Below are 11,812 nucleotides of genomic sequence, written 5' to 3' on the forward strand. Positions count from 1 at the left end.
GCGCCCGTCCCCGCCTCGGCCCTGACCCCCAGCACCAGCCGGATCGCCCGTTCCCGCAGCTCATCGGGGTACTTCCTCGGCACGCCCATATCGTCCACTTCCTCCTGGTTTGACTGCCTCTATCAAACCCGGCACGGGACAGGCGTAGCTGGGTCAGAACAGCGGCACGCTTCCGCTCTCGGACTGGCCGAGCCGGTGGCAGGTGTCGCTGTCGCGCAGGTAGCCGAAGGAGAAGGCCTGGGCGCGTTGACGGGGGGTGCCGTGGGCGTCGGGGGCGGAGGCCACCTCCTGGTCGAACCAGCCGCTGTCGCGGGTGTCGCCGATGCTGTAGAACAGCAGCGCGCCCTGCAGCGCGTCGGTGAACGCGATGCGCTTGGCGTCGTGCGCGCTCTTGGCCTGGCGGCCGGCGAAGCAGTCGGCCTGGTTCTCCTCCGCGCGCGACACCACGCCGATCGTCCCGCCGATCCGGGCGCCCCGATGACCCAGCTCGTGCATGATCACAAACAGCGGGTAGGACGCTCCACCCGCCTGGAACAGCTCCGTCATGAAGTCGACGCTGTAGGCGACGGTGTCGTCGAGCTGGCAGTACAGTGCGTTGCCCGCGAACTGCTTGGGATCGTCCACCTGCGCGCCGCAGGCGTCCTGCGGAACCTGGCCGTCCCGGTAGGGGACGAACCGCGGCGGTGTCCACGCGTCGCCGAACTCGCCGTGCCAGAAACTGTTTGTGCCGCCTGGGCAGCCGACCGGTTCGGAGAGGAGTTTCTCGACCCCGGCGAGGTCGGTCACCCTGCCCCCGCACTCCCCGGCGGCCGCGATCGGCACCGCCGATGTGCTCACCGATGTCCCAGCCGCGGCCGTGTCCTCCGCGGCCGCGTCCGCCGCGGAGGAACCGTTGCAGCCGGTCAATACCCCGACGGACACGACGATCGCGGCCAACGCCGCCCAGATGACCCGCACGAGGCATCACCGTAGAGGCCCGCCCCGGTGCGTGGAACCCGACGTCGTCACCCTGACAGGCGCCGACGCCCTGACCTCGCCTAACCGCCGGTCGATGGCCCGGCCGCAGGCCCCGATGGGCGCCCATCGGTGGAACCGGGTGAACCGGGTGAACCCGCCCGCGCCTGTCAGGCCAGCCGGCCACGAGGCAGGGGGCGGTCCGGGGGGCCGTCAGGCGAACAGCTCGCGGATGTCGTCGGCGTCGAGCGTCGAGCTGAACATGTCACCGTCGTCCATGACGCTGGAGAACAGCCGCGCCTTCCGGTCCTTCATCGCCATCACCTTCTCCTCGATCGTGTCCCGGGCGACGAGGCGGTAGACCATGACGTTGCGGGACTGCCCGATGCGGTGCGTCCGGTCCACCGCCTGTTCCTCGGTCGCGGGATTCCACCACGGATCGAGCAGGAAACAGTAGTCCGCCTCGGTCAGGTTCAGGCCGAACCCGCCGGCTTTCAGGCTGACGAGAAAAACCGGGGCCGACCCCGTCTTGAACCGTTCGAGCACGGTGGACCGGTCGCGGGTCCGGCCGTCGAGGTAGCAGTGCTCCACACCGAGGGCGGACAACCGTTCGCGTACCTTGCCGAGAAACCCGGTGAACTGGCTGAAGACCAGGGCCCGGTGACCACTGTCGACGACGTCGGTGAGCTGCTCGAACAGAGCGTCGATCTTGGCGCACGGCAGGTCCCCGTGGTGGTCGTCCACCAGGCCAGCGTGCAGGCTGAGCTGGCGCAGCAGGGTCAGCGAGCGCAGGATCGTGAAGCGGTTGCGGTTCATGTCGTCGACCAGGCCCAGCACCTTCTGCCGTTCCCGTTGCAGGTAGGTCTGGTAGAGCCTGCGGTGCCGCGGGTGCAGGTCCACCTCCAGGACCTGTTCCTGCTTCGGCGGGAGCTCGGGCGCGACCTGTTCCTTGGTGCGGCGCGTCATCAGCGGCCTGATCCGCCGTCGGAGCTGGGCGAGCAGCTCGACGTCGTTCTGCTTCTCGACCGGCCGGACGTAGTAGTCGCGGAAGCGGGTCGGGTTCGGGAACAGGCCGGGTGCGGTCACCGACAGCAGCGACCACAGCTCCATCAGGTTGTTCTCCATCGGGGTCCCGGTGACGGCCAGTTTGAACGGCGCCGGCAGCAGCCGGGCGCACCGGTAGGCCTTCGACTGATGATTCTTGATCATCTGGGCTTCGTCGAGGATCAGACCCGACCAGGCCAGGCTTGCGTACTCCTCGTGCTCGAGGCGGAAGAGCGTGTACGAGGTGATCACCAGGTCGGCGCCCGACACCGCCTCGTCGAGGGCCTCGCCGCGGCGCCGCTGCGTGTCGGAGATCGCCACCGTTCGCAGCCCGGGCGCGAACCGGGCCGCCTCCGCGGCCCAGTTCGACACGACGCTCGTCGGCGCGACGACGAGGAACGGCGCGAGTTCGGGATCGGCCTGCCGGGCGTGGCAGACCAGTGCCAGCGTCTGCAGCGTCTTTCCCAGGCCCATGTCGTCGGCGAGCACCCCGCCCAGCCGGTACTTCCACAGGAACGCCAGCCACCGGAAACCGTCGAGCTGGTAGGAGCGCAACGTCGCCGCGAGCGTCGCCGGCGGCTCCTGTTCGAGCTGGCCCTCGGCCCCCAGCGCCAGCAGCCCCGTCACCTGCTGGCGCCACGACCGCGCCTGGCGCTCGACCACACCGAGCCCGGCGAGCTCCTCCCACAGCCCGACCTGGAACCGACTGATCCGCAGCGGACCGCCGGGTGAGTCCTGTAGCGCCCGCGCCTCCTCGATCAGCCGCCGCAACGTCTGCAGCTCGGGCTTCTGCAGGCTGAAGTAGGCGCCGTCGGCGAGGAGCAGGTGCGACTGCCCCTGACTCAGCGCCAGGAAGACGTCCGTGAACGGCACTTGCCGGCCCTCCACGGTGACGGTGACCCCGAGATCGAACCAGTCGGTCTCGCCTACCACGTCGTCGGTGGACAGGCCGATGAGCAGCGAGTCGCCGGCCTCCCGGTAGGCCGCCGGGTCACCGCTGACCTCGACGGCCACCCCGGGCCGGTCCGTCAGCAACGGGAGCAGCTCCGTCGTCGCGCGCATCGTGTCGACGCCGCGCAGCCGCACCCGTGGCCGCAGACCGGAACCCTGGTCACCGGCGAGCAGGGCGGCCGTGCCGGAGGGCAGATCCAGCACGTCCCGCAACGCGTCCTGCTCCTGGCGCGGATCCCGCAACCCGTCCGGTTCCGCGGCGGGCAGCATCGTGCCGGGCGGTTCGGTGCCGTCAGGCTCCGTCGCGTACAGCGGCACGTGGATCCGCTCGCCGCCGACCTCGTAGGCCCATCCCCAGGTGAGGTCGAGCTCGTGGTCGTCACCGTAGGAGGCGTGCAGCACCAGGGCTGGCGGCGGCACCTCCGGCGGCTCGAAGGAGCCGTCGCTGGACACGACGGGGGCCAGGCGCCGCAGACGCGGGTAGAACTCCGTGCGGAAGCGGGACTCCTCGCTGCGGGGCACCCGCAGGCTCCGGTTCCCGACCGCCATCCGCTGCAGCCGCGGCGGCACCGGCTGGGCGAGCCGCGCGAGCCGGACGTGCCAGTCCCGATGGTCGTCGGAGGCCAGGACCTCCGCCCGGTCGACGTACACGACGCCATGGCCCTCGCGGCCGATGAACGAGAACACGGCGGCGTCCGTCGGCGTCCCGCCGAGGCGGAGCAGGGGAGTCACGACCAGCGACTTCGTGCTCTCGTCCCGGGTGACGTTCAGGCACAGCTCCGCGGAACCGTACCGGCTCACGTCGCCGAGCTTCTTGCGGGCGTGCACGAACCGGAGGCCGACCGCCTCGGCCTCGTCGAGCATCGGCCAGAGCTGACGGCTTTCGAACGCGCAGAGATCGAGCCGTTTCGCGCCGCCGGAAGAGTAGGAGGAGTAGTACGAGTACCCGTACCGCTCGTCGTGGGCCCGGTACACGGCGAAGAACTCCTGCAGCAGCCGTACCTGCGGCTGCTGGTACTCGCGGGTCTGGTACGCCGCGTTGAGGGCGTCCCACCCGATGGCGTTGACCCAGCCGTTCCGGCCCGGCTGCACCAGCCGGGCCGTGACCCGCAGGCCCAGCTCGGATCCGCCGCCGTGGGCCGGCGGATCCGCCGTGAAGCTCAGCTCGACGGCCAACGGCGTCGTCCCGGCGGCCCCGCCGTGCCCGCCGTGGCCGCCGCCGACGGCGGGCGAGGCACCCAGCAGCTCTCCCAGGTCCTCGGTCCAGGCAGCCGACCGGGACAACCGCGGCTGAGCCGACCGCGGGGAGGACTGAGACCGCTGAGACCGCGGGGAGGACCCGGACCGCCGCGCCGATGGGCTGGGGGCCGCCGCCGCACCCGTTGCCGCGTTCGCCGTGGCCGTCGCGCCTGTCGTGGCCGTCAGCACCAGTGCCACGACGTGCTTGCAGTCGACGCCCACCGGGCAGGTGCACGAGCCGTACTGGAACGTCCAAGAGGACGGACCGTCACCCGAGAACTGCGCGCTCGTCGCGTAGACCTCGCCGCCGCTGCCACGCACCCGGCCCCGGAGGGTGTTCTCGTCGGGGTCCCAGTCGATCCTCGTGACCGCGCTCTGCTGGGCGTAGTGCACACCTCTGGCATACGAATGTTCGCCGACGGCTGTCCGGAGACCGACGGTGCCGGGTCCCTGCCACGACACGGAGAGCATGCCGCCAAGGTAGCAGGCGGTGACGGAAGGTCGCCAAGCGGCCCAACTCGGCCGTCGACAGGCATGGCCTATCGCGTCGACGGTGAGAGGGTGCTGGGGATACGTGCGCCCGAGACGAGGCCGCGGTCGAGGTCCGCCACGGTCGCGGCGCCGAGCAGTGCCATCGCGTGGTCGAATGCCACGCGCAGCAGCTCAATCATCCGTAGGACACCGGCCTCGCCGCCCGCGGCGAGGCCGTACAGGTAGGGCCGACCCACGAAGACCCCCGCGGCGCGGAGGGCCAGCGCCTTGGCCACGTCGTTGCCTCGCCGGACACCTCCGTCGAGGAACACCGTGAGCCTGCGCGCCGCCGCGTCAACCACCTCCGGCAGGATATCGATGGTCGCGGGGACGCCGTCCAGCTGCCGCCCGCCGTGGTTCGAGACCACGACACCGTCGACGCCCAGCTCGACGAGCCGGTCGCACTCGTCCCCGCGCATCAGGCCCTTGAGGAGCAACGGGCCTTCCCACAACGACCGGATCCGCTCGACGTCCTCCCAGGTGACGCAGTCCGACGACGATTTGATTGCCGCTCGGGTCTGGTTGAGGCTCAGCCGGGACGGGTCGCCGGGACGGCCGGCGCTGAATTGGCCGCGCATAAATTCGAATGTGCCCATGAAGTCGAATTTGCCGCGGATGAAATCGGTCGCCCACGCCAGCTTGCTGGCCCCCTGCAGCAGCATCTTGGGATGCGGCGGCCGACTTATGAGCTTGTTGCGGGTGTCGCGCTCACGGTTGCCCAGGACCGGCGTGTCGATGGTGATGGCCAGGGCCCGGTAACCCGCCGCCGCGCTCCGCCGGACGAGGTTCCCGACCTCGGCGCGGTTGGGGGGCAGGTAGAGCTGGTACCACAGCGTGCCAGTCGAGCGCGCGGCGACATCCTCGAGGGGGAAGGCTGCCACGGTGCTCTGCATGTACACGATGTCCGCCCGCGCCGCGGCCCTCGCCACAGCGATCTCCGCGGACGATCGCGCGAGGCGGCCCGCACCCGTGGGCGCCAGCATGATCGGCATCGACAGCCGCTCGCCGAACACGGTCGTCGAGAGGTCTCGCGTGGCGACGTCGGCGAGCGGCCGCGGGCGGAACTCGATGCGGTCGAACGCCGTGCGGTTACGCCTGAGCGACACCTCGTCGCCGGCTCCGCCCTCCATGGCGTCGAAAACCGCCCGGGGAAGCCTGCGGCGCGCCAGTTCCCGGAAGTCCTCGACATTGATTGCGTCCTGCACCCTCACGAACACGGACCTTTCGCTGTCGGCCTGGTCACGGGATCGCGTTCTCCCGGTCGCCAGGATTGTCAGTCACTCCGGAAGCACGCAAGCGGCAGCCGTTCACGCCTTGCGGGAGCTGGTGCGGCCGGCGAGGACCGCCCGGATGTCGGCCGCGATCTCGCTTACGATGGGTTCGCGCAGCACGGTGTCGTGGTCGCCGCCCACGGTGCGGTAGGTCGCCTCGCCGGTCAGCAGCGGGCGCCAGGCCTCCGTACGGTGCGGCGGCGAGGCGGCCGCCAGGTAGACCAGCGCCCGCCCGTTCCAGGGCTTGGGCCGGTAGAACCTCGTGAGCACCCGCGATTGGTTGTAGAAGACGTCGTACTGGTTCATGCCCTTGAACTGAACGACGTCAGCCAACGGGAGCTGGGCCGCCTGCCGGGCCCAGCCGAGCAGGACCCGTGCGGCAGCCCTCGCGCACGCCGGGCCTATAGCCGATCCCCCCGCATGGTCCAAGGCCGGGGCCGGATTCGAACTCGTGGCCGGTCCCCCTGGAACTGGAAGCTGAGAGGGCAGCACTCCTCCCGCGAAGACGCCGGAGGACGTGTCGGGCAGGAAGCTGTCGATGAGGACGAGCAGTTCGACGTGCTCGTCGGCCTCGGTGAGGAGCCTCGCGGTTTCGAAGGCGACGAGGCCGCCGAAGGAGTGGCCGGCGAGGTGGTAGGGGCCGGTGGGTTGGAGTAGGCGCAGGGTGCGGGCGTGGCGGCGGGCGGCGGCGTGGATGGACCAGTCGGGGAGGCCGCGGTATTCGAGGCCGTGGGCTTGGATGCCGTAGACGGGGCGTTCGCCGTCGAAGTGGCGGGCAAAGCCAAGCATGCCGACGGCGAGGCCGCCGGCGCCGCAGAAGCAGAAGAGGGGCCGGCCGCTGCCGGTGGTGCGCAGCGGGACGACGGTGGGGTGGCGTAGGACGTCGGTGCCGGTATTGTGCAGGTGGGCGGTGAACTCGGCGACGGTGGGGGCGTCGGCGACGGTGGAGGTGGGGAGTTTGACACCGAGTTCGTCAGCGACCCTGGTGAGGAGCTCTTCGGCGATGAGGGAATCGCCGCCGAGTTCGACGAAGTCGTCGTGGATACCGACGTCGTCGAGGTGCAGGGCGGCGGCCCACACGTCGGCGACGGCCTCTTCCCACTGGTCGCGGGGCGGGTCCTGATTGGGTTTCGGACCGGCGGGGGGCAGGTTCAGTCGGTCGACCTTGCTGCGGTCGGTCCTCGGTAGTGCGGTGACCAGCATGACGGTGGCCGGCACCATGTAGGACGGCAGCTTGGCCCGTAGCAGGCGCCTGATCGAGGCCGGTGAGACCCGGGCGCCGGTCACGGGGACGACGTAGGCGACCAGGCGGGCCCGCTGCGTGGTCCTGTCGGCCACGACGACGGCCTCGAGCACATCTGAGCTCGCCCGCAGGGCGGACTCGATTTCGATCGGCTCGACGAGGTACCCGCGGATCTTCACGGCCGCGTCGGTGCGGCCGACAACCCTGAGCTGGCCGCTGGCGTCGATGCGCCCGAGGTCTCCGGTGCGGTAGGTGGGTGTGCCGTCCGGCCCGATGCCGAACCGCGATGCGCTCGCCGCCGCCGCCCGCCAGTAGCCCCCCGTGATGAAGTGGCCCGTCACGACGATCTCACCCGTCTCACCGGGCGGCATCTCGATGCCATCCGGCGAGACCACCCTCACCGCGACGTCGACCACCGGCCGCCCGGCCGGCATCACGCCGTCGGGTAGGTCCTCGTCCGACCAGATCGGGGCGCAGGTCGCCGTGCCGAGCTCCGAGGCTCCGTAGGAGACCAGGAACGCCGCGGCCGGCGGTAGGTGGTGGCGGGCCAACTCGACGTCGCGGGCGTAGATCGCCTCGCCGACCGACATGACGAATCGGAGGTCGTCGAGCACCTCGTCCGGCTCAAGGCAGCCGAACACGGTCCGGATCAGCGCCGGCGTGGCCACGATGCCGGCCGGCCGGGTGGTGCGCAGCCAGTCGGCCAGGTCGCGGACGCCGCGGACCCGAGGGTCGTACATCTCGAGGGTGGTGCCAAAGACCAGGCCACCGACCATCCGGTTCATCCCCGAGATGAAGGAGTAGGGCAGGAAGAGCGGCAGACGGTCGCCCGGAACCAGCCGCATCACGTCCTGGGCCTGGATGGCGTAGTGGATGCCCAGCAGGGCGCGGTGGTGCCACACGACACCCTTCGGTACTCCGGTCGACCCGGAGGTGAAGATGAGCACAGCTGGATCGGTATCGGCCCGGCGCGGCGCGGTCGACGCCACCCGGTCAGCCAGCGCCGGGGACCAGTCGGCGACGCGCTCGTCGCCGACGTCGATAGTCTCCACGATCCCCGGCAGCGCGGCGGCAGTCCGCTGGTCGGCGGAGCCAGTCGGTCCGGTGACGCACACCGAGGCCCCTGCCAGTCCCACGACCTGAGCGAGACGGTCGGTGGGATGCATCCTGTCGAGGGGCGCGCAAGGCCGGCTGCTCGCGATAACGCCCAAGACGGCGGCGATCCCGCTCGCGCCGTGGGGCAACAGCACCGCGACGGGCGTGTCCGGGTCGGCCGCGGCGGGCTCCCGAAGGATGCGGTCGGCGACGACGTCCACCCAGGCGACGAGCTGGGCGAAGGTAACGGCACGGTGTTCGTCGCGGACCGCCACGACGTCGTGGCAGACCGCGGCGACGGTGCGGATCCGGTCGACGACGTTTCCGAACCGGTCGTCGGGACGCAGCGGCGGCGGCACCGGCACCGCCTGGGTGACCTGGCTTTTCCTCATGCCAGGCCTTTCCTCGCGCCAGCCAGGTCAGTGGCCTTAGGGACGGGCGGTGTTGTCATGGCGCCTCCCGGGCGGGCACTGGTATTGGAGCCGTGACCGCGCTCCGGTCCGTTCAGATCCGTTCATATCTAACACGAACGGCTTTGCGACCGACCACCCAGTCCATATTAATCATTAACGTAAGGGTATGGTTGCCATAAGGACCTGGAGCCCGCGATACGGCTCGACGCGAAGGGGACGTAATGAAGTAACAAATACGTGATCGAGAGCATCATCGTAGGTCACAGGCCTGTGGAGGGTTCGAAACGCGCAAGTTATTTCATTTCGACTCCGAAGCGCCGCTCCGTCCCCCTATTGGCCGAGCCGGGTCTGTTGCGGCAGGGGCCGGTGGAAGCGGCCGGAATGATCGACCGGTATGCCGTCACGCCGTCGGTGCCGGTGCCAGAGTTCACAGGATTCCGGCGGTACTTGCGATTGGCCCTGTCCTCTCGGGATATCGAGGAACTGCTCACCGGGCGTGGTATCGACGTCGATCACGTCACTGTCTACCGGTGGATCCAGCTACCGGTGAATCCAGCGGCCCATGACAATCCTTCCCTATGGACAGGGAACCTCAAGTTCGCTGTCCACGGAAGCGGATTGTGCGTCGGCCACAACCAGCGACGGCTGCGTGCGGGCAGGCCGTGCCTCGCGTCGAGGTGGTCTCCCACGAGCACTGAGCCTGCGCCCTGAGCCTGACACGAGCGCGTCTCACGGGCTCAGCTACTCGGCGGGTTCGTGATCGTCGCGCCGCAGCCGCCAGCCGCGGCCCCGTTCGCGCTCGCGCCAGAATGCGGCGTACCGCCCGTCTCGGGCCAGGAGCTCATCGTGCCGACCGCACTCGACGACCCGGCCGCCGTCGAGGACGGCGATCTGGTCGGCGCGGACGATCGTGTCCAGCCGGTGGGCGATGATCAGGACGGTGCGGTCGGCGGCGAGCTCGGCCAGGGCGGCGTGCACGGCGGTCTCGTTCTCGGTGTCGAGGGAGGCTGTGGCTTCGTCGAGGAGCACGATCGGCGCGTCCTTACACAGCGCGCGGGCGATGGCGACGCGTTGGCGTTCGCCGCCGGACAGCAGCTGTCCGCCCTCGCCGACGCGACTGGCCCAGCCGTCCGGGAGCCGGGCGACGATGGAGTCCACCCGGGCGCGGTAGGCGGCGTCGCGGACCTGCTTCGGGGTCGCGTCCGGGTTACCGAAGCGGATGTTGTCCTCGACGGTGCCGTCGAGCAGGTAGACGTCCTGGAACACGAACGCGATGTGGTTGAGCAGCTCGGCGCTGGTGAGGTCGCGGACGTCGACGCCGCCGACGCGCACCGAACCGGAGCCGACGTCGTAGAAGCGGGCGATCAGCTTGGTGACGGTGGTTTTCCCCCCGCCGGAGGGTCCGACGAGTGCGGTGGTTCGCCCGGCCGGGATCGTCAGCGTCAGCCCGCTCAGCACTTCGGGACCCTGCGTCTCGGGGCCCTGCGTCTCGGGACCGGCGGGGTAGGCGAAGCGGACATCGGTGAGTTCGATCCCGGCCTGGCCGATCCGGCGGCCGGTCGTGGGTTCCGGGAGCGGCTCGACCGCCAGGAGCTCGTCGACCCGCTGGGCCGAGGCCTGGGCGGAGCGCAACGCGGCGCTGAGCCCGACCAGCGCGTCGAGCGGGCGGAGCAGGCTGATGCCCAAGACGACGAGGGCGGTCATCCGGGTCGGGCTGAGGCCGTGATGGGTGGTCAGCGCGAGGCCGGCGAGGAACAGGGCCGTGAAGGCCAGCTGGATACCGAGCTCGCCGAGGTATTCGCCCGGCAGGGAGCCGACGATCTCGCGCCGCGCCGCGCGGTGCTGGGCGGCCAGCGCCTCGTCCAACGCGGCCCGGCCAGCGGCGGTGTGACCGGTGGCCCGCAGCGTCGGCTGGGCGCCGGCGAACTCGACCAGCCGGCTGCCGGCCTCGGCCGTGGCGGCGTGGTTGGCCGCCTCGGTGCGTTCGGTGAGGCGGCGACCGACCGAGAGCGCGGCGAGCACGACCGGGACGGCCAGCAGCGCGGCGAGCCCGATCCGCCAGTCGAAGCTGAGCAGGAACGCCCCGATCGTGAGCGGGGTCAGGACCGCGCCGATCAGGGCCTTGGCCAGGAAGACGGTGGTGGCCACCCGCGAGACGTCGCCGATGATTAGTTGTGGGATCTGCCCGGCCGCCGGCCCGTCGAACCAGCCCAACGGCAACGCCAGAAGCTTGTCGCCGATGCGCGCCTACAGGGCGCGCCGCCAGGCCGAGGACAGTCGCAACGCCCGCGACCCGAGGTAGTAGTGGGCGAACCAGCCGGTCGCCGCCGCGGCCGTGAGCGGGATCAGCCACCACACCGCGGTGGCCGTACGGCCGTCGATCAGGGCGGTCAGCAGCGGGACGAGTACTCCGAAGGCGACGCCCTCGCTGACGGCGTAGCCGGCCACCGCCACCAGGTACCGCGCCAGCGGCCGGTGCTGGCTGGCCGGGACGAGGCCGCGCAGGTGGCCGGTCATGCTCGGCCGCCCTGCTGGGCCCGCCAGAGCTGAGCGTAGCGCCCGTCGGCGGCGAGTAGCTCGTCGTGCCGGCCGTGCTCGATCAGGCGCCCGTCGTCGAGGACCAGGATCTGGTCGGCCTCGGTGATCGTGTACAGGCGGTGCGCAATCACGAGCAGGGTCCGGCCGGCGGCCAGATCGGCCAGTGCGTCCTGGATCGCGGCCTCGGAGTCGGGGTCGGCGAACGCGGTGGCCTCGTCGAGGAGCACGATCGGTGTCCCGGCCAGCAGGGTACGGGCGATCGCGACCCGCTGCGCCTCCCCGCCGGAGAGGTGGGCGTCCTCGCCGGCCACCGAGTCGTAGCCGCGCGGCAGGGCGAGGACGCGGTCGCCGACGGCGGCCGCGCGGGCGGCGGCGCGTACCGCCGCCTCGGACGCATCCGGGACGGCCAGGGCGATGTTGTCACGGATCGAGCGACGCAGCAGGACGACATCCTGCAGCAGGAATCCGACGTGGCGGTAGAGGTCGTCCCGGTCGATGTCGCGCAGGTCGGCTCCGCCTAGCTCTGTCTTCCG

The 11,812-nt window shown here is 70.8% G+C and carries 7 protein-coding genes and 1 pseudogene; 1 reads left to right on the forward strand and 7 read right to left on the reverse strand.

Annotated elements, in window-relative coordinates; all coding sequences use genetic code 11:
• Positions 1 to 153: 153 nt before the first annotated feature.
• From AC08OQ_RS11930 to AC08OQ_RS11945, 4 genes are all read right to left on the reverse strand, one after another.
• A complete protein-coding gene (locus AC08OQ_RS11930; protein WP_476601901.1) occupies positions 154 to 957 on the reverse strand; it encodes a neutral zinc metallopeptidase in 804 nt (267 codons plus the stop codon).
• A 210-nt stretch (positions 958 to 1,167) separates the two neighbouring features.
• Positions 1,168 to 4,659 carry a DEAD/DEAH box helicase gene (locus AC08OQ_RS11935; RefSeq protein ID WP_476601902.1) on the reverse strand — a complete coding sequence of 1,164 codons (3,492 nt, stop codon included), beginning with the start codon at positions 4,657 to 4,659 and terminating at the stop codon, positions 1,168 to 1,170.
• Positions 4,660 to 4,727: 68 nt separating this feature from the next.
• Positions 4,728 to 5,930 (reverse strand): alpha-hydroxy acid oxidase, encoded by a 1,203-nt coding sequence (locus AC08OQ_RS11940; RefSeq protein ID WP_476601903.1) that lies wholly within the window; start codon positions 5,928 to 5,930, stop codon positions 4,728 to 4,730.
• A gap of 96 nt (positions 5,931 to 6,026) precedes the next feature.
• Positions 6,027 to 8,720 carry an AMP-binding protein gene (locus tag AC08OQ_RS11945; protein WP_476612043.1) on the reverse strand — a complete coding sequence of 898 codons (2,694 nt, stop codon included), beginning with the start codon at positions 8,718 to 8,720 and terminating at the stop codon, positions 6,027 to 6,029.
• A gap of 438 nt (positions 8,721 to 9,158) precedes the next feature.
• On the opposite strand from AC08OQ_RS11945, the pseudogene AC08OQ_RS11950 reads away from it, so the two are divergent.
• Positions 9,159 to 9,281 (forward strand): annotated as a pseudogene (locus AC08OQ_RS11950) (IS6 family transposase); the annotation flags it as partial.
• 201 nt (positions 9,282 to 9,482) lie between these two features.
• Here AC08OQ_RS11950 and AC08OQ_RS11955 read toward each other — a convergent pair.
• The 3 genes from AC08OQ_RS11955 to AC08OQ_RS11965 form a co-directional block, all read right to left on the reverse strand.
• Positions 9,483 to 10,982 carry an ABC transporter ATP-binding protein gene (locus AC08OQ_RS11955; RefSeq protein ID WP_476601990.1) on the reverse strand — a complete coding sequence of 500 codons (1,500 nt, stop codon included), beginning with the start codon at positions 10,980 to 10,982 and terminating at the stop codon, positions 9,483 to 9,485.
• 6 nt (positions 10,983 to 10,988) lie between these two features.
• A complete protein-coding gene (locus AC08OQ_RS11960) occupies positions 10,989 to 11,258 on the reverse strand; it encodes a hypothetical protein (protein ID WP_476601988.1) in 270 nt (89 codons plus the stop codon).
• Positions 11,255 to 11,812 (reverse strand): ATP-binding cassette domain-containing protein (locus AC08OQ_RS11965; RefSeq protein WP_476612044.1); only part of this gene is annotated, 558 nt, incomplete at its 5' end. The genes AC08OQ_RS11960 and AC08OQ_RS11965, both read right to left, overlap by 4 nt.

This window comes from Frankia sp. CcCS3, assembly GCF_977927575.1.